At 63.8% G+C, this 23,986-nt stretch carries 27 protein-coding genes; 13 read left to right on the forward strand and 14 right to left on the reverse strand.

Features of this window, described 5'->3' with window-relative positions; translation table 11 throughout:
- Nucleotides 1-165 (forward strand): hypothetical protein, encoded by a 165-nt coding sequence (locus tag G7044_RS13075; protein ID WP_166329569.1) that lies wholly within the window; start codon nucleotides 1-3, stop codon nucleotides 163-165.
- Between the two features lie 15 nt (nucleotides 166-180).
- On the opposite strand, the gene G7044_RS13080 is transcribed toward G7044_RS13075, so the two are convergent.
- The gene (locus G7044_RS13080) at nucleotides 181-780 is read right to left on the reverse strand and encodes an HNH endonuclease (RefSeq protein ID WP_166329571.1); all 600 of its coding nucleotides are present in this window, start codon (nucleotides 778-780) and stop codon (nucleotides 181-183) included.
- A 214-nt stretch (nucleotides 781-994) separates the two neighbouring features.
- On the opposite strand from G7044_RS13080, the gene G7044_RS13085 reads away from it, so the two are divergent.
- A complete protein-coding gene (locus G7044_RS13085; protein WP_166329573.1) occupies nucleotides 995-1,564 on the forward strand; it encodes a hypothetical protein in 570 nt (189 codons plus the stop codon).
- A gap of 47 nt (nucleotides 1,565-1,611) precedes the next feature.
- Here the strand turns inward: G7044_RS13085 and G7044_RS13090 are convergent, their stop codons facing one another.
- Nucleotides 1,612-2,268, reverse strand: a complete 657-nt coding sequence (locus G7044_RS13090) for an alpha/beta hydrolase (protein ID WP_166329575.1) — start codon at nucleotides 2,266-2,268, stop codon at nucleotides 1,612-1,614.
- A gap of 212 nt (nucleotides 2,269-2,480) precedes the next feature.
- Between G7044_RS13090 and G7044_RS13095 the strand changes: the two genes are divergently transcribed.
- Together G7044_RS13095 and G7044_RS13100 are read left to right on the forward strand one after the other, a co-directional pair.
- Nucleotides 2,481-2,861, forward strand: a complete 381-nt coding sequence (locus tag G7044_RS13095) for a TFIIB-type zinc ribbon-containing protein (protein WP_166329577.1) — start codon at nucleotides 2,481-2,483, stop codon at nucleotides 2,859-2,861.
- A 260-nt stretch (nucleotides 2,862-3,121) separates the two neighbouring features.
- The gene (locus G7044_RS13100; RefSeq protein WP_235931304.1) at nucleotides 3,122-3,607 is read left to right on the forward strand and encodes a MarR family winged helix-turn-helix transcriptional regulator; all 486 of its coding nucleotides are present in this window, start codon (nucleotides 3,122-3,124) and stop codon (nucleotides 3,605-3,607) included.
- Here G7044_RS13100 and G7044_RS13105 read toward each other — a convergent pair.
- The 3 genes from G7044_RS13105 to purC all read right to left on the reverse strand — a co-directional run bounded on the left by G7044_RS13105 (nucleotide 3,604) and on the right by purC (nucleotide 6,741).
- Nucleotides 3,604-5,553, reverse strand: a complete 1,950-nt coding sequence (locus G7044_RS13105) for a TonB-dependent receptor plug domain-containing protein (protein ID WP_166329579.1) — start codon at nucleotides 5,551-5,553, stop codon at nucleotides 3,604-3,606. The two genes, G7044_RS13100 and G7044_RS13105, sit on opposite strands and share 4 nt — an antisense overlap.
- Nucleotides 5,554-5,725: 172 nt before the next feature.
- A complete protein-coding gene (gene purS / locus G7044_RS13110; protein WP_166329581.1) occupies nucleotides 5,726-5,965 on the reverse strand; it encodes a phosphoribosylformylglycinamidine synthase subunit PurS in 240 nt (79 codons plus the stop codon).
- Between the two features lie 11 nt (nucleotides 5,966-5,976).
- The gene (gene purC / locus G7044_RS13115; protein ID WP_166329583.1) at nucleotides 5,977-6,741 is read right to left on the reverse strand and encodes a phosphoribosylaminoimidazolesuccinocarboxamide synthase; all 765 of its coding nucleotides are present in this window, start codon (nucleotides 6,739-6,741) and stop codon (nucleotides 5,977-5,979) included.
- A gap of 152 nt (nucleotides 6,742-6,893) precedes the next feature.
- Here purC and G7044_RS13120 point away from each other — a divergent pair, with 152 nt between their 5' ends.
- Nucleotides 6,894-7,208: a DUF1476 domain-containing protein gene (locus G7044_RS13120; protein ID WP_166329585.1), complete on the forward strand. Its 315-nt coding sequence runs from the start codon at nucleotides 6,894-6,896 to the stop codon at nucleotides 7,206-7,208.
- Between the two features lie 70 nt (nucleotides 7,209-7,278).
- On the opposite strand, the gene G7044_RS13125 is transcribed toward G7044_RS13120, so the two are convergent.
- The 5 genes from G7044_RS13125 to G7044_RS13145 form a co-directional block, all read right to left on the reverse strand.
- Nucleotides 7,279-7,785, reverse strand: coding sequence for a GNAT family N-acetyltransferase (locus G7044_RS13125; protein WP_166329587.1), 507 nt, complete (start codon nucleotides 7,783-7,785; stop codon nucleotides 7,279-7,281).
- A gap of 70 nt (nucleotides 7,786-7,855) precedes the next feature.
- On the reverse strand, nucleotides 7,856-8,128 hold the full coding sequence (locus G7044_RS13130; protein ID WP_166329589.1) for a hypothetical protein: 273 nt from the start codon (nucleotides 8,126-8,128) through the stop codon (nucleotides 7,856-7,858).
- An 85-nt stretch (nucleotides 8,129-8,213) separates the two neighbouring features.
- Nucleotides 8,214-9,416 carry a UbiH/UbiF family hydroxylase gene (locus G7044_RS13135; RefSeq protein WP_166329591.1) on the reverse strand — a complete coding sequence of 401 codons (1,203 nt, stop codon included), beginning with the start codon at nucleotides 9,414-9,416 and terminating at the stop codon, nucleotides 8,214-8,216.
- A gap of 4 nt (nucleotides 9,417-9,420) precedes the next feature.
- A complete protein-coding gene (locus G7044_RS13140; protein ID WP_166329593.1) occupies nucleotides 9,421-9,624 on the reverse strand; it encodes a hypothetical protein in 204 nt (67 codons plus the stop codon).
- Between the two features lie 49 nt (nucleotides 9,625-9,673).
- Complete coding sequence (locus tag G7044_RS13145; RefSeq protein ID WP_166329595.1) at nucleotides 9,674-10,336, reverse strand: pyrimidine 5'-nucleotidase; 663 nt, start codon at nucleotides 10,334-10,336, stop codon at nucleotides 9,674-9,676.
- Nucleotides 10,337-10,422: 86 nt separating this feature from the next.
- On the opposite strand from G7044_RS13145, the gene G7044_RS13150 reads away from it, so the two are divergent.
- Nucleotides 10,423-11,046, forward strand: coding sequence for a GntR family transcriptional regulator (locus G7044_RS13150; RefSeq protein WP_166329597.1), 624 nt, complete (start codon nucleotides 10,423-10,425; stop codon nucleotides 11,044-11,046).
- Nucleotides 11,043-11,666 carry a DNA-3-methyladenine glycosylase family protein gene (locus G7044_RS13155; RefSeq protein WP_166329599.1) on the forward strand — a complete coding sequence of 208 codons (624 nt, stop codon included), beginning with the start codon at nucleotides 11,043-11,045 and terminating at the stop codon, nucleotides 11,664-11,666. Before G7044_RS13150 ends, G7044_RS13155 begins: the two co-directional genes overlap by 4 nt.
- Before the next feature lie 65 nt (nucleotides 11,667-11,731).
- On the opposite strand, the gene G7044_RS13160 is transcribed toward G7044_RS13155, so the two are convergent.
- Together G7044_RS13160 and G7044_RS13165 are read right to left on the reverse strand one after the other, a co-directional pair.
- Nucleotides 11,732-12,766 carry a hypothetical protein gene (locus tag G7044_RS13160; protein WP_166329601.1) on the reverse strand — a complete coding sequence of 345 codons (1,035 nt, stop codon included), beginning with the start codon at nucleotides 12,764-12,766 and terminating at the stop codon, nucleotides 11,732-11,734.
- 187 nt (nucleotides 12,767-12,953) lie between these two features.
- A complete protein-coding gene (locus G7044_RS13165) occupies nucleotides 12,954-15,182 on the reverse strand; it encodes an OmpA family protein (protein ID WP_166329603.1) in 2,229 nt (742 codons plus the stop codon).
- Nucleotides 15,183-15,331: 149 nt separating this feature from the next.
- Between G7044_RS13165 and G7044_RS13170 the strand changes: the two genes are divergently transcribed.
- Nucleotides 15,332-16,540 (forward strand): acyl-CoA dehydrogenase, encoded by a 1,209-nt coding sequence (locus G7044_RS13170; RefSeq protein WP_166329605.1) that lies wholly within the window; start codon nucleotides 15,332-15,334, stop codon nucleotides 16,538-16,540.
- Between the two features lie 240 nt (nucleotides 16,541-16,780).
- On the opposite strand, the gene G7044_RS13175 is transcribed toward G7044_RS13170, so the two are convergent.
- On the reverse strand, nucleotides 16,781-17,629 hold the full coding sequence (locus tag G7044_RS13175) for a ferredoxin--NADP reductase (protein ID WP_166329607.1): 849 nt from the start codon (nucleotides 17,627-17,629) through the stop codon (nucleotides 16,781-16,783).
- 229 nt (nucleotides 17,630-17,858) lie between these two features.
- The gene (iscR, locus tag G7044_RS13180; protein ID WP_166329609.1) at nucleotides 17,859-18,323 is read right to left on the reverse strand and encodes a Fe-S cluster assembly transcriptional regulator IscR; all 465 of its coding nucleotides are present in this window, start codon (nucleotides 18,321-18,323) and stop codon (nucleotides 17,859-17,861) included.
- Between the two features lie 192 nt (nucleotides 18,324-18,515).
- On the opposite strand from iscR, the gene G7044_RS13185 reads away from it, so the two are divergent.
- The 5 genes from G7044_RS13185 (at nucleotide 18,516) to G7044_RS13205 (ending at nucleotide 23,979) form a co-directional block, all read left to right on the forward strand.
- On the forward strand, nucleotides 18,516-19,175 hold the full coding sequence (locus G7044_RS13185) for an alpha/beta hydrolase (protein ID WP_166329611.1): 660 nt from the start codon (nucleotides 18,516-18,518) through the stop codon (nucleotides 19,173-19,175).
- A 170-nt stretch (nucleotides 19,176-19,345) separates the two neighbouring features.
- Complete coding sequence (locus G7044_RS13190) at nucleotides 19,346-19,933, forward strand: HD domain-containing protein (RefSeq protein ID WP_166329613.1); 588 nt, start codon at nucleotides 19,346-19,348, stop codon at nucleotides 19,931-19,933.
- Nucleotides 19,934-20,050: 117 nt separating this feature from the next.
- The gene (locus G7044_RS13195) at nucleotides 20,051-21,262 is read left to right on the forward strand and encodes an NADP-dependent isocitrate dehydrogenase (protein ID WP_166329615.1); all 1,212 of its coding nucleotides are present in this window, start codon (nucleotides 20,051-20,053) and stop codon (nucleotides 21,260-21,262) included.
- 166 nt (nucleotides 21,263-21,428) lie between these two features.
- Nucleotides 21,429-22,097, forward strand: coding sequence for a phosphoribosylformylglycinamidine synthase subunit PurQ (gene purQ, locus G7044_RS13200; RefSeq protein WP_166329617.1), 669 nt, complete (start codon nucleotides 21,429-21,431; stop codon nucleotides 22,095-22,097).
- Nucleotides 22,098-22,209: 112 nt separating this feature from the next.
- A complete protein-coding gene (locus tag G7044_RS13205; protein WP_407947410.1) occupies nucleotides 22,210-23,979 on the forward strand; it encodes a sensor histidine kinase in 1,770 nt (589 codons plus the stop codon).
- Nucleotides 23,980-23,986: the final 7 nt, after the last annotated feature.

Here is a 23,986-nt window from a genome sequence, read left to right on the forward strand (position 1 = left end):
ATGCCACTTCCGCAATTTCTGATGCTGATGGCCGCCGTCATTCTGGCGGCCGCGGCGACGCTTTGGGTCAGCCTGTCGCATGGAGTGCCGATCGTGGCGCTGGCGCTGGCTGCACTGATCGCGGCGGGCGTGGTGCATTACAGTCGGCACGACAATCAGCACTAAGCCAGACGACCGGCCTCAGCTTTCCAGCTCGGCATCCCAATACAGGAAATCCATCCAGGTCTGATGCAAATGGTTCGGCGGAAAGCGCCGGCCCATCGCATGCATGTCCTCGGCCGAGGGGCGGCCCGGCGCGCGGCGCAGGCTCAGCCCCGAATGGCGCAGCGACCGGTTGGCCTTGCGCAGGTTGCAGGGAGAACAGGCCGCGACCACGTTCTCCCAGCTGGTAACGCCCCCCCGGGACCGGGGAACCACGTGATCGAAGGTCAGATCGCCTTTCGATCCGCAATACTGACACTCAAAACCGTCCCGCAGAAAAAGATTGAAGCGCGTGAATGCCACGCGCTTCTGGGGTTTGACGAAATCTTTCAGGACTACGACCGATGGGATGCGGAAGGCCTGCCGCTGACTGCGCACCTCCTCGTCATATTCGGCGATGATGCTGACCCTGTCGAGGAACACGGCCTTGATCGCCTCCTGCCAGGGCCAGAGCGACAGCGGATAATAGGATAGCGGCCGGTAATCCGCATTCAGTACCAGCGCCGGAAAGCGCCGCAGCGCCGCCGGTTCGCGTACGAACTGCGTTCGGAAATCCGCGTGATGGTGGTCGTCGAGCATTCGCAACCCCGCCCTTCCGGTCATTAACCGGTTCGCCTGCCCCCGACTATATATATGGGCCGGGTACAGGCAAGCCCCAGAATATGGCAGAGCCCTAACCAATTCAGGTGACGACGGCGTGACATTTCGGGCGAGGGTAAAATTTTAGGTACTATGTGCTCGGCGATACCGCTGGGTTAGGCATAATTTGGTCGGGAAAGGATCGGTGAATGCGATGACCCGTATGGACCCGCTGACGCAAACGGTGACCGTCTCCAATGTCTCGGCGCCGCCCCGTGTAACCCCGGCGCCCGATGCCGCGATCGCCCCGGCCGAAGCCATCAGCCGCTTTGTTCCGGCAATCGACCGCGGGGCAGAAATCAGCACGCTGGAAGCCGGCTATGCGGCCGTGCGGGTGCGGCGACGTATGACCGGGCAGATGGCCGGTCTTTCGGATCTGGATACCCGCCTTTCGGGCGCCGCCGAAGATCTGCACCAGTCGCGGGGCCGCGCAAGCGTTCCCACGCCCGAAGATGCCGCCGCCGCCGCGGCCGAGGCCCGGATGGCCGAACTGCGCGGCGCTGCTGCGGCTTTGAGGGTGGCGATTGGCGGCGCCCGCTCTGACGTGGCGGCGGTGCTGCGGCAGATGCAGGCCGAACTGACGGCTGCAATGGACGCGCTGTCGAAGGGGCGCGAAGCCAGCCCGGAGGGGAATGCCGAGGCCGCGTCGTCGGGGGCCGCTGGCAGTGGTGAGTTACTGGTCGGACAGGCTGCCACGCTCAGCGCGCGAATCGGGCGCAAGTGATGCGCCGCGCCTGACCGGCACGGCGCCTGTGCAACACGCCGAGACCGTCAGGCCTTCAGGCGATCACGCAGGAATTGCAGGGTGGCGCCCAGCCCGTCTTGCGAAATTCCGTGCCCGGTCCCTTTCATCACGTAGGTGAAGACCTCAAACCCGGCTGCAGCCAGCGCATCTGCTGCCAGGCCCAGATCGGCAAAGGGGACAACGGGGTCTTCGTCGCCATGGATCAGCAGGACAGGCGGCTTGACGCGCGCCTCGGCCGCCAGCAGTTCCGGCGCCAGCAGACGGCCCGAGATGCCGACGATTGCCGCCACCGGCTTGTCGCGCCGCGGCAGCACATGCAGCGCCATCATCGTGCCCTGCGAAAAGCCGACGACTGCCAACTGGTCGGGGGTGATTCCCTCATCCGCGATCACCTTGTCGAAAAAGGCGTTCAGGTCCTGCGCCGATTGACCCATCGATGCGCGGGCCTGTTCCTCGCTGGATCCGTCGAGCCAGGGAATCGGGAACCACTGCCGCCCAAAGGGATTGCCGCCGTTAGGTTCAGGGGCGTCGGGGGCATAGAACGCCGGGTCGGGCAGATATGGGGCCAGAACATCGGCCAGGCCCAGCAGGTCCGCACCATCGGCACCATAGCCATGTAGGAACACGACAACCCGAGACGCCTTTTCGGGGCCTTTGCGGTCGGACTTCAGGGCGCGGGTCATGGCAGGATCCTTTGCATCAGGGGCGCTTGGCGTCGACAGATAAGGTGGGCGGGGACGGCCCGCAACTCATTGCCGCGAATGCTGTCCACGCAATGCAGCCGAAGCGACGGCAGAATCGCGCCGCAGGCCCTTGTTTCAGCGGTCGCCGACCTTGCCATCGCGCGGGGGATTCCCATGTTGATATCGAACGCTATTTGCCAAGGAGCCCGCCGATGAAATGTCCCGTCGATGACGAAACCCTGCTTATGACCCAACGCGATGGGGTCGAGATCGATTATTGCCCCAAATGCCGGGGTGTCTGGCTGGACCGGGGCGAGTTGGACAAGATCATCGAAAAATGCATTGGCTCTGCCACGCCAGCCGTGCCGCTGACCCCGCCGCAGGGGGCGCAGCCGGCCGCGGTCAACCAGGCCCCACCGCAGCCGCAATACCAGCAGCCACAATATCAGCAACCGCAATACCAGGACCGCCGCGAGCCGCGCTATGACGACCGCCAGCGGTATGATGACCGGCGGCGCTATGACGATGATGATTACTACAAGGGCAAGCGCAAGAAACGCGAAAGCTTCCTTAGCGAGCTGTTCGATTTCTGAAGATCCGGCCACTCTGCACACGCGATGCGGCGATGGGAAACCATCGCCGTTTCTGTTTGCGGTCGGGCAATGCGAAGCTTGGGCCGTGCGCCAGCGCTGCGGTCACCTTTCTTCTGCCGCGTTGCAGTCGCCTCGCACGGGGCAGGTATAAGCCGCTAGCGATCCCAGATGTGGCCGCCTTGGCCCTGTAAGACCATTGCTGTGGGGTTGGCATCCGGGTGCGCACCGCCCTAGAATGCCGCCTTCACGAGGGGGCGCATTTGACGGCATTCCAAACTGGCGGCGCTAACGCCCCGCAATTCGACGATTGCGATCCCCGCGTTGCCTATAACCGGGTCTTCTTTGCGCTGCTGCGTGTGCAGCGTAGTCTCATGGCGGGGATCGAGAAAAGCCTGACCAAGTTCGGAATCCGGCACCCGATCTGGTACGAAATCCTCTATGCGGTCGAGCAGGCCGGCCAGAATGGTATCCAGATGCTGGATCTGCAGCAGCGGCTGGCGGTCCCGCAATATGCGTTGTCGCGCCATGTCGACCGTATGGAAAAGGCTGGACTGATCGTCAGGCGACCGCTGCCGGGGGCCGGGCGTGCGAAAAGCCTGCACCTGACCGAGGCCTCGGTGGGTTTGCAGGACGAGGTCTGGGAGGTCTATGTCCGGCACATTCAGGACGCCATCGGCCCCAGAATGACAACGGACGAGGCCTATGACCTCGTCCGTATCCTGAACCGCCTTTACGGTGACGATTAGAAGCGTTTGCTCACCACAAGCGAGATATTGCGGCCCGGTTCATACAGCGGCTCTACCGAGGAAAAGTCCTGACCATAGGTCGCCCGGTCGGCGTAGTTCTTGTCAAACACGTTGTCGATTTCACCCCGGATGACCAGCCCGTCCAGCGAACGCGGCGCATATTCCGCGAACAGGTTCAGCACCGCATAGCCGGGGATTTCCCTGTCGGCGTCCACTTCGGTATCCGAATAGCGCTGCGCGGCCTCGATACTGCCGCCAACAGTCAGGTCATAGGCGTCCAGCTCATGCTGAGCCTCGATCGCAAAGACGCCGCCAAGGGGCGTGCCCAGATCAACGGCGGTGTAGCTGTCGGTGCCGGCGCCGTTCACCTCGACCTTGCTGTAGGAATAGGACGCGCGCAGGAAGCCTGCCTGCCAGCCGTAACCGAGGCCAAGGTTGAAGCCGCGGCTGGTCATGTCGGCGTTGCTATTGGCGCGATAGCTGCTGAATCGCAGGTTGTCGATTTCGGTGCGGAAGATTTCACCGTCCAGCCGCAGATCACCCGATTCGTAGTCGAAGCCGACGGTATAGTTGCGCGAACGCGACGCTTTCAGGTCTTCATAGTCCCATGCCGGGTTGAAGATGAAGTTATCTTCCAGCATCACCCCGCCAAAGACGGTAGACATTCCCGCCCGCAGGCTAAGCGCGTCGGTCACCGCATAGGACACCGAGCCATTGCCGCTGAAGCCAGAGAAGCTGTCTTCCCATCCATTGGTGCCTTCGAATTCCTGCCGGTCCCAACGCGCGCCGAACGATACGGCGATCCGGTCCGTCGGTTCCATCCGCGCCTGCGCATAGATGCCGACGTTTTGCGACTTTTCGGTCGTGCCGTCGTTCTGCGCGTCGCGATAGCGGCTTTCGCGGTCGTGGTAATCGACCCCGGCGGTGATGTTGTCGGTGCCGTTCAGGTGAAAGCGGTTCTCGGCCTTGACCGAGAATGTTTTGTTCAGGCCGCGGCTGGTGCCATATGCTACATCAAGCGGCTGGGCGACGCCGATATCGACCTCGGACCAGCCAATGGTGACGCGCGGGTCCCACATGCCCTCGGCCTGCATATTGCGATAGGACAGCGCATAGGTGGTGCGGTCGGTTTCGTAGCGGCGCAGCGGGAAGCCGCGACCGTCATCGACGAAATTGGCGCGGTAAGGGCGCAACGCGTCATCTTTCATGCGCTGGCCGGAAAGTTCGAAGCGGTGGCCTGCGTCGGATTCGTAAGCGAGTTTCAGCAACCCGGTTTGCAGATCGGCAGCGCTGCCGGCCACGTCCTTGCCGGCGCCGGTCTCGTAATCGTCGCCGGTTGCGGATTTTGCGTAGCCGAGCACCTCGAAGCCGTTATGTCTGCCTGCGAGCGTCAGCGACCGGCCAAAGGTATTGCCATTCTCCGCATAGGAGAGGCGGATATTGCCGCCAAAGCTTTGGCCGTCCAGCAGGACATCCCCCGCGTCCACGGTTTCCATGACCACCGCGCCGGCCATGGCATTCGGCCCGGCATCGGCCGCCGCGATGCCGGCATCGACGCGCACGAATTTCATCAGGCCGGGATCGAAGGCATTGGCCGAAACGTGGTGGAAGATGCGGTTGTTCTGCGACACCCCGTCGACGGTGACGGCCAGGTTCAGCATGTCTACGCCGTTCACGAAGATCTTCTGCGCGACCGGGATCGCCCCGCCGACCGAGACCGATGCGATGCCGCTGAACAGGTCCTTCAGATCCCCCATCCGGGCGCGATCGAGTTCTGCGTCGGCGACATACTCGCTCGTCCCGCGATCAGCCGCGTTTCCGTCATCGTCACGGGCGCGGATGACGATGGGATCCAGCAAGATCGGCTGATCCAGTTCCTGGGCGATGATGGGAAGCGGCATCGCAGAAAGCAGCAGCGATGCCATGAGTTTTCGGTTCAGGGCCATTTCAATCTCCAGCGGGTGAAAATGGCTGGGGCTTGGGCCCTTGGCTGGTTTTCAGCTATCAGAGAGGGCTCGATCATGCAACTGCATGAATCTGGATGAGCCAATCAAATGCGGGAAATTACAGATTTGGTGGCATAGATGCAGAAGGATGGCGCAGATTGCGCCATCTGCTTCAGATGATCTCGACCGAGTATTTTTCGATCACGGTATTGGCCAGCAGGCTTTCGCACATGCGGGTCACCTCGGTCGTGGCGGCGGCGGGATCGGTGGCGGTCAGGTCCAGCTCGATCACCTTACCCTGGCGGACGCCGTCCACGCCCTTGTGGCCAAGACCGGCAAGCGCGTGGCGGATCGCCTCACCCTGCGGGTCCAGAACGCCGTCCTTCAGCATGATGGTCACACGGGCTTTCATCGGCGTAGTCCTTAGTTGATCAGGGTAGGTTTGTTCATCGGTGTGGCGCTGGCGGGCATCAGGCCCAGGCGGCGCGCGACCTCGGTATAGGCGTCCGTCAGGCTGCCCAGGTCGCGGCGGAACACGTCCTTGTCCAGTTTCTGCCCGGTCTTGACGTCCCACAGCCGGCAGCTGTCGGGGCTGATTTCATCGGCTACGATCAGGCGCATGAAGTCGCCGTCCCAGATCCGGCCGATCTCGATCTTGAAGTCGATCAGCTTGATGCCGACGCCGAAGAACACGCCCGAAAGGAAGTCGTTTACACGCAGGGCCAGCGACACGATGTCGTCCAGATCCTGCTGAGAGGCCCAGCCGAAGGCGATGATGTATTCTTCCGACACCATCGGATCGCCCAATTCGTCATTCTTGAACGAATATTCGACGATCGGGCGGGGCAGTTGCGTGCCCTCTTCCAGCCCCAGCCGTTTGGACAGCGAACCGGCGGCAAAGTTGCGCACGATCACTTCCAGCGGGATGATCTCGACTTGGCGGATCAGCTGTTCGCGCATGTTGATGCGGCGGATGAAATGGTTGGGCACGCCGATATTGGTCAGCCCGTTCATGAAGAATTCGGACAGCCGGTTGTTCAGGACGCCCTTGCCTTCGATCGTCGCCTTCTTCTGGGCGTTGAAGGCGGTCGCGTCATCCTTGAAATACTGGACAAGGGTGCCGGGTTCGGTGCCTTCATAAAGGATCTTGGCCTTGCCTTCGTAGATCTTCTTGCGCCGGGGTGCCATGGAATGCGCCGTCCTTTCAGGGCCGGATGAATATGGGACGGCTATAAAGAAGATGCTCCGGCGCGGCAATACTGGGCAGGCCCCTTGCAATACAGGGTTGTGATATAAAGGTGGTATGGGCATATCTGACAACAGGGATTCAGGAGATATGAATGACCACCTTTGACGACCGCGAACGTTCCTATGAGGCGAAGTTTGCCCGCGATGCCGATCTGCAGTTCAAGGCGGAGGCACGCCGCAACCGTCTGCTGGGCGAATGGGCGGCCGAATTGCTGGGCAAGTCGGGCGAAGATGCCAAGGCCTATGCGCTGTCTGTCGTGACCTCGGATTTCGAAGAGCCGGGTGATGACGACGTGTTCCGCAAGATTGCCGCAGACCTTGAGGGCAAGGCCGACGAGGCCGCCATCCGCGCCAAGATGGCAGAGCTGGTGGCAGTGGCCCGCCAGCAGTTGATCGACGAGTCCTGATCGGCGCTGATCGATCCGGCAAGGTTGAAAAGGCCCGGCAGCGATGCCGGGCCTTATGCGTTGGTCGGGATCAGGGCGCGGGGCGGTCGTCCAGGCGCAATTGCAAAAAGGCCAGATCCAGCCAGCTGCCGAATTTCACCCCGACCTGCGGCAGCAGCCCTGTCTGGGTGAAACCCAGCTTTTCATGCAGGCGGATCGAACCCGTATTGCCGGCCTCGATACCCGCCACCATGACATGTTTGCCAAGGTCGCGGGCGCGGGCGATCAGGGCCTCCATCAGTGCGCAGCCAATGCCGCCGCCGCGCAGATCGGCGCGGACATAAACGGAATGCTCGACCGTGTGGCGATAGCCGTCGAAGGCGCGCCAATCCCCGAAAGAGGCATAGCCCAGCACCGCCCCATCCCGCGCTGCGACCAGCACCGGATAGCCGGCGCGGCGGCGGTCGGCCAGCCAGGTGGCGCGATTGGCCAGATCGACCGGCGTGTCGTTCCAGATCGCCGTCGTATGGGCGACGGCATCATTATAGATCGCCATGATCTCGGGAAGGTCGCGGTCTTCGGCGTCGCGGATTTCCATGGGTTCTGCCTTGTCGCTGCTGGGGGGCGCGTCGTCATATTGGCAGATGGGTCGGCACCGGCAAGCCGGATCACGCGGGCGGGTGGCTGTAGCCCGTCACCCGGGCAGAGCCGTCCACCGTGCACAGATGCCGGCGTCCGCCGTCCCATGTTTCCACCGTGGCAAGCCCGCCCGCTTCGGACAGCCAGCGGGGCCGGACCTCAGCGGTCGGGCGGTTCACATGCGCGGCAATGGCATTGGCGCAGGCGGTCTCTTGCCGCTGGCGCAGGTCATCGGGCGGGGGTGTGGCCTCCATACAGGCGGCAAGGGCGCAGGGCAGGATCAGGCAGAGAATCGCACGCATGGCAAAGCTCCGGTTCCGGGGGCATGCGCCATCATCGGTCCGCCGCGCCTGCGGATCAAGGCGCGTATATAAGCGGGCAGACGGCCTAGCTGACGCCCAGCCCCGCCTTCATCATCAGCCGCCGGACCGGGGCGATGCCGTAGATTGCGCCCAGCCCCGCTGCCCGCAGGTCGCGCAGCGGCCGGGGCGTTATCATGCTGGCGCGGTTCAGCAGGTCGATGCCGGCGATACGCAACCGCGCCTCGCGCCAACGGCGGCGCTGGAATTCGTCCAAGCTTTCGCGGCTGCCGGGATCGGTTCGCGACAGGTCCAGAAGCAGCGTCAGATCGGCCAGGCTCATGTTTAGGCCCTGCGCGCCGATGGGCGGCACGACATGGGCGGCCTCGGCGATCAGGGCGGCGCGCGGACCGGTGAAGCGGTCGGCAAGCTGGCTGATGATCGGCCAGGCGGTCAGCCGGGTCGCAAGGCTCAGATGCCCGAGGATCCCGGTCGAGCGGGCGTTCAGCTCTGCCTCGAACGCATCCGGGGGCAGCGACATCAGGCGCGCGACCTCGGGGCCGCGTTCCATCCACACAACGGCCGAGGAGGGCTTGCCGTCCCGGTCAGGCAGCGGCACCAGCGTGAACGGCCCGCCGGATCGGTGGATCTCGGTCGAGACATTCTGATGCGGGATTTCGTGGGTGACGGCAAAGGCAAGCGCCTTCTGGCCGTAGCGCGTCGTCTTCACCCCGATCCCCAACGCCTGCCGGATGGCCGAATCGCGCCCATCCGCACCCACCACCAGCCGCGCGGCGACCCGGCTGCCATCCGACAGCGTTACCACTGCGGCATCGTCTCGCGCGGTCAGCCCGCGCGTCGCTGTGCCGGGGCGGAAGTCGACATTCTCCATCGCCGACAGGCGGGCGGTGATTTCGCGGCGCAGCAGCCAGTTGGGCAGGTTCCACCCGAATGGCGCGTCCGAGATGTCCGAGGCGTTGAAATCGCGCACCAACCGGGCCTCTGGCTCTGCTCCGCCGGCATCGACGATCCGCATGATCTGCAAGGGCGTGGCGTGCGGCGCCAGCAGATCCCACAGCCCGGCCCGTTCCAGCAGCCGGATCGAGGGTTGCAGGAAGGCCGTGGTTCGCAGGTCCGACCCGTCAGCGGCTTCCTCGGTCACCGGGGGGGCGGGGTCGACGCAGATGACGCGATGGCCGTCGGCGCCAAAGGCGGCGGCGGCAACAAGTCCGGCAATACCGCCGCCCGAGATCAGGATGTCGGTCGGTATCGTGTCTTCCGTGATCGTCATGGGGTCAGTTTCCGGCCATGATCGACAGCAGCGCCGCCCAGATAACGGCAGTGCCGACCAGACCCAGAATGCCAAGCGCGGGCAGGCCGAACAGCACCACGATCACCGCGCAGATCACCAGCAGCGCGGCAACGATCAGCAGGATGCGGGCGGCAAGCGCGTTTTCCGCATTCGTGGCTTGCGGGTCGTCGATCAGGGCTTCGGCCATGTCATTTCTCCAGTCCGGGGTTCCCCAGACTTTGCCAGAGCCGGCGCTTTCAGACAAGCGAACGCAGGAAGCCCGTCAGGTCGTCGGTGCGGTGCTGGACATGCGGGCCAAGGCTGAAATCGGCCGTCAGCTCGTCCGGGCCGTGGCGTCCCTGACCGACCAAAACCGTGCGCATGCCCAGCTTTGCCGGCACTTCCAGGTTGCGCGGGTCGTCCTCGAACATGGCCGCGGCGCTGGGGTCGAAGCGGTGGGCGTCGATGACTGCGGCATAAGCGCGCGCATCGGGTTTGGGGTGAAAGTCCACCTCTTGGATCCCATAGATCGCCTCGAAGACGGGCAACTGCCGCGCCCTCAGCACCTTGACCGCATAGGCCGCATCGGCATTGGTGTGAACGATCTTGCGCCCCGGCAGCGCGGCAATCGCGTCAGCCAGCGCCGGGTCGGGGGTCAGCACCGAAAAGTCGATGTCATGCACATCCAGCAGATAGGCCTCCGGGTCGATCTTGTGTTCGGCCATCAGCCCGGCCAGCGTGGTGCCGTAATCGCGCCAGTAATGGGCGCGCAGACGGTCGGCCTCGGCTGCTTCCACGCCCAGCAGGTTCTGGACATGGGCAACCATGCGAGCCTCGATCTGGCCGAACAGCGCGGCTTCCGGCGGATACAGCGTATTGTCCAGATCGAAGATCCAGGTGGTGACATGCGAAAAATCCATGCGCGCGTGATAGGCCCGAGGGTTGCGGGTTGCAACGCCCGGTCTTCGCGCTTGCATTCCGGCGGCGCATCACGGCTACTGTCGCCATGAAAGACGCCTATGCCCTCATCGTCGAGGCGATTGACGACGGTATCTACAAGCCCGGCGACCGTCTGGTCGAATCGGAACTGGCGGAACGCTTCGGCGTGTCGCGGACGCCCGTGCGCGAAGCGCTGCAGCGGCTGGAAACCCAGACCATGGTCAAGCGCGACGGTCGTTCGCTGATCGTATCGACGCTGGACCATAACCAACTGTCCGAGCTTTATACCGTACGGACAGAACTAGAGGCTCTGGCCGCCCGCCTTGCTGCCCGCCACGCCACGCCCGAAGAATTGCGCGTCCTGCAATCCATGATCGAGGATGACCGCAAGGTCCTTGGCGACCCCGAGGCGCTGGCGCGGTCGAACTGGCGTTTTCACCATCAGATCCACCTCGCCTCGCATAACCGCTATCTGGTGCAGCAGCTGGACATGGTCCATCGCAACATGGCGCTGATGGCGCGCACCTCTCTGGCCGCCGAAGGGCGCGACCGTGCGGCGCTGGCGGAACATCAGGCGGTGGTTGATGCGCTGGTATCTGGCGACGGTGCGGCGGCGGATGCGGCGCTGCGGGCGCATATCTCGAAAGCCTTCGAGACCCGCCTGCGCGAGGACGCCCGGCGCGAGCCATGAGGATCATCGAAACCCCCGACGATCTGGCCGAGGGCCGCGCCCATCTGGCCGCCGTCTGTCCCGTCTGGGCGGGGGCGCTGCCGGAACTGGAATTGCCGATGCGTCGCCGGGATGACGGATTTGCGGCGATCCTTGATGCGATCATCGGCCAGCAGATTTCCATCGCGGCTGCGGGGGCGATCATGGCCCGGCTGCAAGCCGCGGGGCTGAGCGAACCCGCAGCGATCCGGCAGGCGGGCGAGGAGGGGCTGAAAGCCTGCGGCGTGTCGCGCCCGAAGATCCGCTATCTGCTGGGCATCGTCGCCGATGAACCCGACTGGGTCGCGCTGCGCGATGCCCCCGACGCCGATGTCATCGCTGCGCTGACCGCGCTGCCGGGGATCGGCCAATGGACGGCCGAGATCTACCTCGCCTTCGCGCTTGGCCGCACCGATGCCTTCCCCGCCGGCGATCTGGCCCTGCAGGAATCCGCCCGCCTGCTTTACGGGCTAGATGAACGCCCCAGCCCCAAGGCGCTGATCGAACTCGCCGAGCCGTGGCGCCCATGGCGATCTGTCGCCGCGCGTGCGCTGTGGGCGCATTATCGGTTGGCGAAGGGCAGGGAGGGCGTGCGGTCGTAAAAGGGTCGTTCACGCGATGGTATCATACGCAGATCAGTTTTCGTCCTTGGGTTGCCGCAGCCGGATCAGAGCTGATTGTGCTTGCTCCTTAAATAGTCCTCGGTCGAGACTTCGTGCATCCGCGTCCCGATCAGGTACCAGTCGTTGCGTTTTTTCTGATGCCCCGTCACCCAGGACAACAGCAGGTCGCGGATATCCTCGGCGACGGTGATTGCCTGCGAAATGACGGGGATGTAGTGCAGTGGCCGCAATAACCAGCCACCGATTTCATAGGCGCGCCTCGCCTTCAGGTCGCCCTGACGTCGTTGGCACGCCCCAGCCATGGCTTGAAGCAGCTGCCGCTCTGCATCCTTGCTGGGGGCAGAGGACAGAATTTCGCCGATCTGCTTGGAATAGTCGGCGACTGTCCGGTCCTTCCGTACAGCCAGCAATTCGTCGGCGTCAGTTGCCTGAAAGCGGATCAGCGCCCCGATGGGTTCATAGCGCAGCGGGTCAATGCCGGTCATGTCGGGCAGATCGATTGGTGCGGGGCAGAACGTACGGGCAACGAAGGACACGACGTCCTTGAGTACGGCGATATCGGCCTCGGGCAGGACCAGCTTTGCCTGCTCGCGCTGCGCCGTCTCGACCTGAGACAGCAGCCGGTCAAGATACATCAGCCGCGCATTTTCTACATAGTCGCTGTGATCTTTCGCCAGTTCTGCCTGCAATTCGGGCGGATAATGCGCAAAGTCCAGTCGGCCCGCGCGGGCGAGGCTGGTCGGGGACAGCGCGTTGTTTTGCAGCAAAAGGCCGGCGAACTGGCGAATGTCGGAATGGCCATCCGGGCGCGAATCGCGGATACCGAAATCGGCCACTTTGAAGCTGCCGTAGTCATTGCCGTAAGGCATGTTCCAATCGGCGCTGGGAACCAAAGTCGCGGCCGAGATTGCCAGGAAGGTGTCGGCGCAGCCGAAGCTGGGCGGATCGACGAACCTGTTCAATGCGACATAGTAGGGGTGCTGGCTGATATTGCGTTCGGGCATGACCGTTTCGTCAAAGCGCCGTATCATGGCATTTTCCGCATGCCCGCCCAGAACGATGTTTAGCCGGTTTTCCATTTGCCCCCTCCACCCTCTCGACCACTGCATGATAGTGCTGCTGCCGCATCAGGCCAGCTGAATTTCGCCGGTCGAAGCGTGCCTGGCCGGACCCGCCCGAAAGGGCGGTCATTCGTGGACAAAAAGGCGGACAAAAAAACGGCCCGGCAAAAATGCCGGGCCATTGTGCTTTCGCGCTGCTGAGTTCCTACTGCGCTGCAGCCAGCAGATCCGTGATCCGGCGGACCGAGGCGCGGCGGTTGTCGCGTTCGTCGGTCAGGACCGGGACCTTCAGGTATTCCTCGCCATAGCCCTGCACGACCATGTTTTCCGGGGGCACGTCGAAATACTCCGCCAGTGCCAGCGCCACCGATTCCGCGCGCCGGTCCGACAGGGCCAGATTATAGGTGGCTGAACCCACCGCATCTGTATGGCCTTCGATCAGGAAGACCTCGCGCGGATTGGTCTTGATGGCGTCTTCCAGCACCGTGCCCAGCGTCGCCAGCTGGCGCGCCTGATCGGGGTTGATTGCGGCTGAACCGGTGTCGAAGGTGATCGCGTCGATATCGACCGGGGCAACCAGATTGCGCACCTCGGGGATCGATCGGATCTGGCCCAGTGTAAAGTGGCGGTTGACGGCGGCCTCGCGCGCCAGTGCCTCGCGCAGCGCGGCCTCGGTCGTGGGTGCTGTGGCCTCCGGCTTCGGCGCAGGCGGCAGATCCGAGACCTGCACCGGCGGCACCTCGACCGCTTCGTCGATCAGCACGGTTTCGGTCCCGTCCGCCGCGACATGGATCCGGCGCAGCACGCCCAGATCGGCGCCGCGAATGGTGATGATCTGCGAACCATCGGGCCGCACGACCACGGTACGCGACGAGCCGTCGGCATAGTTTTCCGTCCGCAGCTCGTTGCCGGGCTGACGCAGCAGCATGTTGTCATCCTTCAGCACCTGCTGGCTGCCATCGTTGCGGGTGACGATGACCCGGTCGCCGGTGTTCAGCGCCACCTCGCGATTGCCTTGCAGGATCTCGCCCACCGCCAGCGCACCAAGGCCCGCCAATGCGATGCTGGCCAGATCGCTGCCGCCATCATCCCCACTGTCACCCGAGCCCTGCAGGGCGTTGGCCGTCTTGATCGCATCGGCGATCTTAGTTTCGAAATCCTGATCCGAGCTGCGCACGCTGTCCTCGGTCAGCGTCTCGGTCACCACCTCGGCATCTGCCGCGTCGCTGTCATCCAGCGCTGCCGCCTTGGGCTTGGCACCCTCGGCCGCTTCCTTCGCCGCGGCGGTGTTTGAGCCACGGGCGCGCAGCTTGCCATCCTCGCCGACGGTATATTGCTGCTGGCCAAGCTGGCCGATGATGATCTGGCCTTCAGGCCCCACATTTACCGCCACGCCTTTGGGGCTGACGAGGGCCACGTCCTCGGCGCAGGGGCGGGGGGTGCCGTCGATGCAGGCCAAGCCGTCCGCCGTCAGGCCGTCGGCGATTTCTGCCTGAAGGACCGCGTTCAGACCCGGCATCGCGGCGACCCGGTTCGGTAGCCGTTCTTCGATTTCGGCGGCTGACATGCGCGGCTCATCGCCGGCATGGCTGTCCTCGGTCGCCACCAGTGCGGCGGCCGGCTGTTCGCCAGCCGCTGCAGCAGCCAGTTGCTTGGCCAGTTCATCCTGCGCCGGATCCGCCTCGGTACTGAGGGCGGCCTCTGCCTTTTCCTTCGCCTCGGTCAGCTTTTCCGCCAGTGCATCGGCTTCCGGCTGGTCCTCTGCGTCGGCGGGCTGTGCCTCGGCTGTCTCAACCTCTGCCGGCGGCTCGGCTTCCGGTGCGGCCTCTGCGGCCTCTGTGGGGGCAGTTTCGGCCTGCTCCTCAGTTGCTGCCTCGGCGGCGGGTTCTTCCAGCTTCGCAGGCGCTTCAGCCGTCTCGGTCTCGTTCACCGCTTCGGCCTGATCGGTTACTTCATCGGTTGCGCTGGCATCGGCTGCCTCGCTCGTCTCATCCTCGGCGGTCGGAGCTTCGCCCAGCAGCTGTGCCGCCTGTGCTGTTGCATCGGCCAGCCGCGCTTCGGCCAGGGCGCTGAAATCACTGTCGCGCACCACGGGCTGCCCGTTGGTGATGCGGAAGGGCTGCTGCGCCGTCGGGGCCAGAATGATCTCGCCGCCTTCGCTGAGCTGCACGGCGACGCCGGCGGGCGTCACCAGCGGCATGTCATCCGCGCAGGGCCGGGCAGAGCCGTCCAGGCAGGAAAGGTCTGCGTTTTGCAAACCAGCGGCGCGTTCCGCCGTCAGCAGCGCGCTCAGCCCGGGCAGACTCTCGGCCCGTTCGGCGCCGCGGGTCTTCGCGGCATCATCCGGCAGCACGATCTCCGCCGCTGCGGGCACGCCTAAACCCAACGAAAGCAGTGCCGCAAGGGCGGTAGAATTGGCCGTGAAACGGGGCATGTGATCCTCTCCCGGTCTGATTTTCTGTCGGCAGCATAACGGACGGAACGGTTCATCGTTCCATATTCGGGGCTGCACGGGCCGTAACGCTTGCGCGACCGTGCGCGCCGTCCTATCCCCTGACAGACATAACGGAAGGGAGGCCGAAAATGGCACTGAAACCGAAGGATGCCCCGGATCTGGGCCGTTTCGACTGGGAAGATCCGTTCCGGCTGGAAGACCAGCTGACCGAGGAAGAGCGCGCCATCCGCGACGCCGCCCGCGCCTATGCCCAGGACAAGCTGCAACCGCGCGTGATCGACGCGTTCCGCGACGAACAGACCGACCCCGAGATCTTCCGCGAAATGGGCGAGATGGGCCTTCTGGGCGTCACCGTGCCTGAAGAATACGGCGGCATCGGCGCATCCTACGTGGCCTACGGTCTGGTCGCGCGCGAGGTCGAACGCGTCGACAGCGGCTATCGCAGCATGATGTCGGTGCAAAGCTCGCTGGTGATGTACCCGATCTATGCCTATGGCTCGGAGGAGCAGCGCCAGAAATATCTGCCGAAACTGGCATCCGGTGAATGGATCGGTTGCTTCGGCCTGACCGAACCCGATGCCGGTTCGGACCCGGCGGGCATGAAGACGCGGGCGAAGAAGACCGCGGATGGCTATGTGCTGAACGGGTCCAAGATGTGGATCTCGAACTCGCCCATCGCCGATGTCTTCGTCGTCTGGGCCAAATCCGAAGCCCATGGTGGCAAGATCCGCGGCTTTGTTCTGGAAAAGGGCATGAAGGGGCTTTCGGCGCCGAAAGTGGGCGGCAAGCTGAGCTTGCGTGCCTCCATCACTGGCGAGATCGTCATGGACGATGTCGAGGTCGGCGAAGACGCCCTGCTGCCGAATGTCGAAGGTCTGAAAGGTCCGTTCGGATGTCTGAACCGTGCGCGCTATGGGATCAGCTGGGGGGCGTTGGGTGCGGCCGAGTTCTGCCTGCACGCCGCCCGCCAATACGGCCTGGACCGCCACCAGTTCGGCAAGCCGCTGGCCCAGACCCAGCTGCATCAGTTGAAGCTGGCCAATATGATGACCGAGATCGCCCTGGGCATGCAGGGCAGTCTGCGTGTCGGCCGGCTGCTGGACGAAGCCAAGGCCGCGCCCGAGATGATTTCGATCGTCAAGCGCAACAATTGCGGCAAGGCGCTGGAAATTGCTCGCTGGGCGCGCGACATGCATGGCGGCAACGGCATTTCCGAGGAATTCCAGGTCATGCGCCACATGGTGAACTTGGAAACGGTGAACACCTATGAGGGCACGCATGACGTCCATGCCCTGATCCTCGGCCGTGCAATTACCGGACTGCAGGCGTTTTTCTAAAGGACCGCGCCAAAAGGGTGGGGGCTGTCTGCCCCCGTCCTTCGGACTCCCCCGAGGATATTTCGGCCAGAGCGAAAGCGTATTTCATTCTGGGATAAATATCCTGGGGTGAATGGCCGCAGGCCAGAGGGGCAAGGCCCCTATGCGGGCGGGGCCGCGGGCTTTCGCCTCAACAACCGCAGCAGCGGCATTTCGATCAGCAGATAAAGCACATGGCTTGCCGGGCCGCCGCGCGGGGGATCAAATCCCCTCGCCGACGAAGGCCTTCTCGACCACGAATTCACGGGGTTCGGAATTTGCGCCTTCGTGCAGGCCGAAGCCTTCCAGCACCGCCTTGACGTCGACGTTGAAGGCCAGGCTGCCGCAGATCATGGCGCGGTCTTCCTGCGCGTTGATCGGCGGCAAGCCCAGATCGGCGCATACCTTGCCCGAGGTCATGTTGTCAGTGATCCGGCCCATCAGCGGCGATTCCTCGCGCGTGGTGGTGGGGTAATACAGCAGACGCTCGGCGAAGCTGTCGCCGTAAAGTTCGGTCAGCAGTTCGTCGTTGCGCAGGTTTTCGACCAGCTCGCGGCCATAGTTCAGTTCATCTGCGGTGCGGCAGGTATGCATCATGATGACCTGTTCGTAACGCTCGAACGTTTCAGGATCGCGCATCAGTGAGGCAAAGGGGGCAAGCCCGGTGCCGGTGGCCAGGAACCACAGCCGTTTCCCGGGCAGCAGTGCATCCAGCACCAGCGTGCCGACAGGCTTCGGGCGCAGGATGATCTGATCGCCTTCCTTGATATGCTGCAGCTTCGAGGTCAGCGGCCCGTGCGGCACCTTGATCGAGTAGAATTCCAGTTCCTCGTCCCAGTTGGGCGAGGCGATGGAATAGGCGCGCAGGATCGGCTTGCCGTTATCGCCCGGCAGCCCGATCATCACGAATTCGCCCGAGCGGAAGCGCAGGCTGGCGGGACGGGTCACCCGGAAGGAAAACAGCCGGTCGGTCCAGTGTTTGACGGCGGTGACCGTCTGCGCGTCGGGCAGGGTCGGCTTTTCACGATTCGGGGCGGGGGCGGCGTCGTTCACGGCGATATCCAGTGTCATAAGCGATCCTGCGTCATCTAGGGCATGGCGGCCCGTCATTGAAGTCCAGCTGCGGCGGCATATTGTCCCGGCCAGAGTGATTCAATCCGCAGTTCTAGAACAATTTCCGCATTTGCGGCAGGGGGTCTGGCTGGATAAGGAAATTCTTGTAAGGTCGAGGTCTGTCCGAGGGACCGTTTCCTGTATCGCGCTTGCGGCGACGGCCAGCTTGCTGCGCCGGGCCCGTCAATCAGGACTGATCGTCCACCACCGACAGGATATCGGGCACCGCCGGGCAGGGCAGAAGGCGGTTATGGGCGACATCTGCCAGCGTCGCATTGTGCAGGAAGACATATACATGGGCAGAAAGGCTTTGCCACAGCCGGTTCGACAGCGTCTGCGCCCGTGATCCCGACACCCCGCCCGACGCGCCGGCCCCGATATGCAGCGCGCTGACGGTTTCGTCGACCGCGGCCAGCACGTCGGCCACGCGGATCTCGGTCGCGGGGCGCGACAGCTTGTAGCCGCCGCCCGGTCCGCGTGCGGATTCGACCAGTCCGGCCCGGCGGAGTCGAACGAAAAGCTGTTCGAGATAGGGCAGCGAGACATCCTGCCGTTCGGCGATGTCGGCCAGCGAAGTCAGTGAACCGGCCGGCTGCAGTGCCAGATCGACCAGGGCCACCATGCCATAGCGGCCCTTGGTGGAAAGTTTCATGCGATTTCCCCTCGCGCTGAAGTCGGGTGTGGCGGTGGCGGCACCCGGTAAAGATTGACGAACGCGCGGGGCTTGGGCTAACTGCCCCGGTCCCGGCAGCCCTTGCGCAGGCCGGTCCTGGCCCACATCTACCGGGCTTGGAATAGTTGTCGCCCTTGCTTGCGTCAAGAAAACCGTTTCGCGAAGGATCCCATGCCCGAACTGATCTTTGCCGGCCCCGATGGCCGCCTTGAAGGCCGCTATCACGCCCAGCCCAAGCCCGATGCGCCCATCGCCCTCATCCTGCACCCGCATCCGCAATATGGCGGGACGATGAACAACCGCGTCGTCTATAACCTGCATTACGCCTTCCACAAGATCGGCTTTACGGTCATGCGGTTCAACTTCCGTGGCGTTGGCCGCAGCCAGGGAGAGTTCGATCAGGGCATTGGTGAGCTGTCGGATGCCGCAGCAGCGCTGGATTATCTGCAGGCGATGAACCCGAATTCAAAGCATTGCTGGGTTGCCGGCTTCAGCTTTGGTGCCTGGATCGGGATGCAGCTGCTGATGCGCCGGCCGGAAATCACCGGGTTCATCAGCGTCGCGCCGCAGGCCAACATGTATGACTTCAGCTTCCTCGCGCCGTGCCCGGCATCGGGGCTGATCATCAATGGCTCGTCCGACCGGGTGGCCCCGCCGAAGGATACCGAGGGTCTGGTGTCCAAGCTGCGCGAGCAGAAGGGCATCACCATCAGCCATGATGTCATCGAGGGTGCGGATCACTTCTTCCGCGACGATGAGGTGCATATGAACCCGATGATCGACAAGGTTCAGACATATGTCCGCCGCCGTCTGACCGAGGGCACGCGCTGATCGCACTGCGGTGATCCTTGCCGTGCTGTGGCTGTCACCGAATCAAGCGGCTGAGCCGCTGCAACCGGAAAGTGAAGGGGGCCGCGCGGCCCCTTTTTCATGTGCGGATCAGATGCAAGTGGCGGCGTGGGGACAGGCAGGCTAATACTCCGCACAAAACGGAGGCCCTGATGACCCAGCCCGATCTTGATGCCCAATTCGCCTTTCTTGCCGAGGCGGATAAGCTGAAATCTGTCATGCGGGCCAACACCCTGATCGACCTTTCGCGGCACGAAAACAGCGCCGAACACAGCTGGCATCTGGCGCTTTACGCGATGGTGCTGGCCGGGCAGGCGGCCCCCGGCGTCGATCTGGGTCGGGTCATCCAGATGCTGATTCTGCATGATCTGGTGGAAATCGACGTGGGCGATGTGCCGTTGCATTCGGCCGGTGGGCAGGCGCACGACTCGCCCGAGATCCAGCAGGCCGAAGCCGAAGCCGCCCGCCGCATCTTCGGCCTGTTGCCTGCCGCGCAGGGCGCGGCCTTCCTGACGCTTTGGCAAGAGTTCGAGGCCAACCAGACCCCCGACGCCGTTTTCGCCAAGTCGCTGGACCGGACCCAGCCGGCGATCCAGAACATCGCCTCGGGCGGGGCGGGCTGGCGGGACTACAATGTCAGCTTCGCCGATCTTGAACAGCGCGCGGGTCGCAAGATCGCCCGTGGCCTGCCGGCGGTCTGGGATTGGCTGCTGCCCCGCGTCAAGGCCTTCTTCGACTGACCGGAACGGATGGCGCGGCAAGCGTCTGGGTCAGTATGCGAAGGCATACCGCCTTCCTTTCCCGAACGATTGCCGCTATACCGCCGCCAAATCGAAATCCAACCGAAGGGATGCCCCATGTCGAAGATCAAGGTAGCCAACCCTGTCGTCGAGCTCGACGGCGACGAGATGACCCGGATCATCTGGGACTTCATCAAGAAAAAGCTGATCCTGCCTTATCTCGACGTCGACCTGAAATATTATGACCTGGGCATCGAAGAGCGTGACCGCACCGAAGACCAGATCACCGTCGACGCGGCCAACGCGATCAAGGAATATGGCGTCGGCGTAAAATGCGCCACCATCACCCCCGACGAGGCGCGGGTCGAGGAATTCGGCCTGAAGAAGATGTGGCGCAGCCCCAACGGCACCATCCGCAACATCCTTGGCGGCGTGATCTTCCGCGAGCCGATCATCGCCCGCAACGTGCCCCGTCTGGTCCCGCACTGGACCAAACCGATCATTGTCGGCCGTCACGCATTCGGCGACCAGTACCGCGCCACCGATTTCCGTTTTCCCGGCAAGGGCAAGCTGACGATCAAGTTCGTCGGTGACGATGGCGAGACGATCGAGCATGAGGTCTTCCAGGCGCCCGGCTCTGGCGTGACCATGGCGATGTACAACCTCGACGACTCGATTCGCGATTTCGCCCGCGCCTCGATGAACTATGCGCTGCAGCGCAACTATCCGCTGTATCTGTCGACGAAGAACACGATCATGAAGGCCTATGATGGGCGCTTCAAGGACATCTTCCAGCAGATCTTCGACGAAGAATTCGAAGACAAGTTCAAGAAGGCCGGCCTGACTTACGAGCACCGCCTGATCGACGACATGGTCGCCAGCTCGCTGAAATGGAATGGCGGCTACGTCTGGGCCTGCAAGAACTACGACGGTGACGTGCAGTCGGATACCGTTGCGCAGGGCTTCGGCTCGCTTGGCCTGATGACCTCGGTGCTGATGACCCCTGACGGGCAGACGGTCGAGGCAGAGGCAGCCCACGGCACCGTGACCCGCCACTATCGCGAGCATCAGAAGGGCAAGGAGACCTCGACCAACTCCATCGCTTCGATCTATGCGTGGACCGGCGGGCTGAAGCACCGCGCCAAGCTGGACCAGAATGATGCGCTGATGACCTTCGCGCAGACGCTGGAAAAGGTCACCGTGCAGGCTGTGGAAGACGGCTATATGACCAAGGATCTGGCGCTGCTGGTCGGGCCGGAACAGAAATGGCTGTCGACCATGGGCTATCTGGAAAAGGTCGATGAGTACCTGAACAAGGCGCTCGCCTGATCGACAGACGCGAAAGCCGGGCCCCAACGCCCGGCTTTCTGCTATCCCGAGCGCCCAAATGCGCCGGGGGACGGGCGCAACGCGACCAAGGGGGCCGCGCCCCCTTTCCCTGAGGCTCGACAAGCGCTATCTGACCCACATTCCCAGCCAGACCGGAGCCCGCGCCATGAAAGCCGCCGTCATCACCTTCCCCGGATCGAATTGCGACCGCGACCTGCGGGTGGCCCTGCGCGAGGCGGGCGCCGATGTGGCGCAGGTCTGGCACAAGGATGACGCGCTGCCTGCGGGCACCGACCTGGTGGCGGTGCCGGGCGGGTTTTCCTTTGGCGACTATCTGCGCTGCGGTGCCATTGCCGCGCAATCGCCCATCGCGCGGGCGATCCGCGCCCATGCCGAACGCGGCGGCTTCGTGCTGGGCGTCTGCAACGGCTTTCAGGTGCTGACCGAATTGGGTCTGCTGCCGGGCGCGCTGATGCGCAATACCGGGCTGACCTTTATCGCCAAGCCAGTGGGGCTGGAAGTCACCACCACTGACAGCGCCTTCACCGCCGACTATGCCGCCGGTCAGATCCTGCAAATCCCGGTTGCCCACCATGACGGCAATTACCAGATCGACCCCGAGGGTCTTGCCGCGCTGCGCGATCAGGACCGCATCGCCTTCCGCTATGCGCCGGCGATCAATGGCTCGGTGGCGGATATTGCCGGGGTGCTGTCGGAAAACCGCCGCGTGCTGGGGATGATGCCGCATCCCGAACGCGCCATTGACCCGTCCCATGGCGGCACCGATGGCTGGGCCATGTTTGCCAGCCTTGCCGGTGCCTTGCTGGCGGCGTGACAACGCGCTTCTTGGCAGAAGGCACGGGCTTGCCTAGATTGTCCTGATCGGCAATCGCAGCGGAAACCGGCATTTGAACCTGAACACGCCCGAAGACGACCGCCCCGCACGCGTGGCGCGCGCGGTTGATGGCGATACCGCCGTCAATCCGTGGATCCTGCGTGTGGCGCTGGTGTTGCTGCTGGGCCTGTCGGCGCTGGTGCTTTGGGCCACGAATATCTGGCTGACGGAACGCTTTTCCGAAAACACCCGCGTCCGGGCAGAACTGCGCGCCACGCTGTATTCCGGGCAGCTGCAATCGGAACTGCAGCGCAATTCGGTGGTGCCGATGATGCTGGCGCGTGACCCGGCGCTGATCTCGGCGCTGTCCTCCAGCGATTTCGCCACGACCTCGGCGCGGCTGATTACGGCGCAAAAGGATATCGGCGCCGCCTCGATCCGGCTGCTGGATGCCTCGGGGCGGACAGTGGCGGCGACGGACCGCCAGCTGCTGGGCACGAACTATGTTGCCGCGCCTTATTTCGTTGATGCCATGCGGGCGCGCGATACCGTCTTTACGGTCGCGTCCTCGGAACGTGGTGGGTTCGAGTTCGTCTATTCCCGCGCCATCGCCGACAGCACCCGCACGCTGGGGGTTATCGTGGTGGGCACCGACCTGACGCGGCTGGAACAAAGCTGGGCCGGAATCAGCGACGCGGTTGCCGTTACCGATTCCACCGGCCAGGTGATCCTGACCACCGAAGGCCGCTGGCGTGGCCTGCCGCTGGAGGAGGCGCTGGCGATCCGGCCTGCGCCCTCGGCGATCGAACGCGCGTTTCAGGTCACCAATGACTGGTCGAACACCCCCGTCGATGCCTGGATCAAGGGCCGCGCGGTGATGCAGACCGAAACCCGCATCCCCTTCAGGGGCTGGCGGATGTATAACTTCACCACCTACGAATCCATTCGCGAACGCGTCCTTGCCGTGTTGGGGATGGAGGCCACGTTCTTCGCCGTTCTGGCCGCCTCCATCTTCTATGTGCTGTCGCGGCGGGCGCAGCGCCGCTCGGTCGTCTATATGCGCGAATCGGCGGATCTTCGGGCGCTGAACGTGCGCCTGACCCGCGAGATTGCCGAACGCGAGCGGGTGCAGCGCGAATTGCGGGTGGCCGAGCAGACCGTGCAGCAATCTTCAAAACTGGCGGCACTGGGCGAGATGTCGGCCGGTGTCAGTCACGAGCTGAACCAGCCGCTTGCTGCGATGAAGACCTATCTGGCCGGCGCGCGGTTGCTGCTGGACCGGGGCCGCTCGGACGAGGCGCTGTCCAGTTTCCAGCGAATCGACGATCTGGTGGACCGCATGGGGACCATCACCCGGCAGCTGAAATCCTATGCCCGCAAGGGCGGTGAGGCGTTCGAGCCGGTCGATCTGCGCGCTGCCCTGTCCAGTGCCCTGACCATGATGGAGCCGCAACTGCGCGCGCGCCCCGTCCGCATCATCCGCAACCTGCCGCGCAAGCCGGTCATGGTTTACTGCGACCGTATCCGGCTGGAACAGGTGCTGATCAACCTGCTGCGCAATGCGTTGGACGCCACCAAGACGGCGAAAGATCCACGTATCGAGATCGGGATCGAAACCGGGGCTCAAGCCGTTGTGACCGTGCGTGACAACGGACCTGGGGTTAGTGATCTGGACAAACTCTTCGAACCGTTCTTCACCACCAAGAAGCCCGGCGAGGGCACCGGCCTGGGGCTGGCGATCTCGTCCGGTATCGTTGCTGATTTCGGCGGTCGCCTGACCGCGCATAATGCCGAGGACGGAAGCGGCGCCGTATTCGAAATGGCGTTGCCGATCTACGATCCCGACGGCGGGCGAGCCAACGCCCCGCTGGCTGCGGAATGAAAAGGAA

Source organism: Paracoccus xiamenensis (genome assembly GCF_011308835.1).
Classification (GTDB): Bacteria; Pseudomonadota; Alphaproteobacteria; order Rhodobacterales; family Rhodobacteraceae; genus Paracoccus; species Paracoccus xiamenensis.

Coding starts and splice junctions, on each gene's coding strand:
- G7044_RS13165 (WP_166329603.1), bottom strand. CDS start 15,182: ATGCCCCGTTTCACGGCCAATTCTACCGCCCTTGCGGCACTGCTTTCG.
- G7044_RS13170 (WP_166329605.1), top strand. CDS start 15,332: ATGGCACTGAAACCGAAGGATGCCCCGGATCTGGGCCGTTTCGACTGG.
- G7044_RS13095 (WP_166329577.1), top strand. CDS start 2,481: ATGAAATGTCCCGTCGATGACGAAACCCTGCTTATGACCCAACGCGAT.
- G7044_RS13105 (WP_166329579.1), bottom strand. CDS start 5,553: ATGGCCCTGAACCGAAAACTCATGGCATCGCTGCTGCTTTCTGCGATG.
- iscR (WP_166329609.1), bottom strand. CDS start 18,323: ATGAAACTTTCCACCAAGGGCCGCTATGGCATGGTGGCCCTGGTCGAT.
- G7044_RS13120 (WP_166329585.1), top strand. CDS start 6,894: ATGACCACCTTTGACGACCGCGAACGTTCCTATGAGGCGAAGTTTGCC.
- G7044_RS13175 (WP_166329607.1), bottom strand. CDS start 17,629: ATGACACTGGATATCGCCGTGAACGACGCCGCCCCCGCCCCGAATCGT.
- G7044_RS13140 (WP_166329593.1), bottom strand. CDS start 9,624: ATGGCCGAAGCCCTGATCGACGACCCGCAAGCCACGAATGCGGAAAAC.
- G7044_RS13090 (WP_166329575.1), bottom strand. CDS start 2,268: ATGACCCGCGCCCTGAAGTCCGACCGCAAAGGCCCCGAAAAGGCGTCT.
- G7044_RS13130 (WP_166329589.1), bottom strand. CDS start 8,128: ATGCGTGCGATTCTCTGCCTGATCCTGCCCTGCGCCCTTGCCGCCTGT.
- G7044_RS13195 (WP_166329615.1), top strand. CDS start 20,051: ATGTCGAAGATCAAGGTAGCCAACCCTGTCGTCGAGCTCGACGGCGAC.
- G7044_RS13150 (WP_166329597.1), top strand. CDS start 10,423: ATGAAAGACGCCTATGCCCTCATCGTCGAGGCGATTGACGACGGTATC.
- G7044_RS13080 (WP_166329571.1), bottom strand. CDS start 780: ATGCTCGACGACCACCATCACGCGGATTTCCGAACGCAGTTCGTACGC.
- G7044_RS13160 (WP_166329601.1), bottom strand. CDS start 12,766: ATGGAAAACCGGCTAAACATCGTTCTGGGCGGGCATGCGGAAAATGCC.
- G7044_RS13185 (WP_166329611.1), top strand. CDS start 18,516: ATGCCCGAACTGATCTTTGCCGGCCCCGATGGCCGCCTTGAAGGCCGC.
- purS (WP_166329581.1), bottom strand. CDS start 5,965: ATGAAAGCCCGTGTGACCATCATGCTGAAGGACGGCGTTCTGGACCCG.
- G7044_RS13085 (WP_166329573.1), top strand. CDS start 995: ATGACCCGTATGGACCCGCTGACGCAAACGGTGACCGTCTCCAATGTC.
- G7044_RS13075 (WP_166329569.1), top strand. CDS start 1: ATGCCACTTCCGCAATTTCTGATGCTGATGGCCGCCGTCATTCTGGCG.
- G7044_RS13155 (WP_166329599.1), top strand. CDS start 11,043: ATGAGGATCATCGAAACCCCCGACGATCTGGCCGAGGGCCGCGCCCAT.
- G7044_RS13145 (WP_166329595.1), bottom strand. CDS start 10,336: ATGGATTTTTCGCATGTCACCACCTGGATCTTCGATCTGGACAATACG.
- G7044_RS13190 (WP_166329613.1), top strand. CDS start 19,346: ATGACCCAGCCCGATCTTGATGCCCAATTCGCCTTTCTTGCCGAGGCG.
- G7044_RS13125 (WP_166329587.1), bottom strand. CDS start 7,785: ATGGAAATCCGCGACGCCGAAGACCGCGACCTTCCCGAGATCATGGCG.
- purQ (WP_166329617.1), top strand. CDS start 21,429: ATGAAAGCCGCCGTCATCACCTTCCCCGGATCGAATTGCGACCGCGAC.
- G7044_RS13135 (WP_166329591.1), bottom strand. CDS start 9,416: ATGACGATCACGGAAGACACGATACCGACCGACATCCTGATCTCGGGC.
- purC (WP_166329583.1), bottom strand. CDS start 6,741: ATGGCACCCCGGCGCAAGAAGATCTACGAAGGCAAGGCCAAGATCCTT.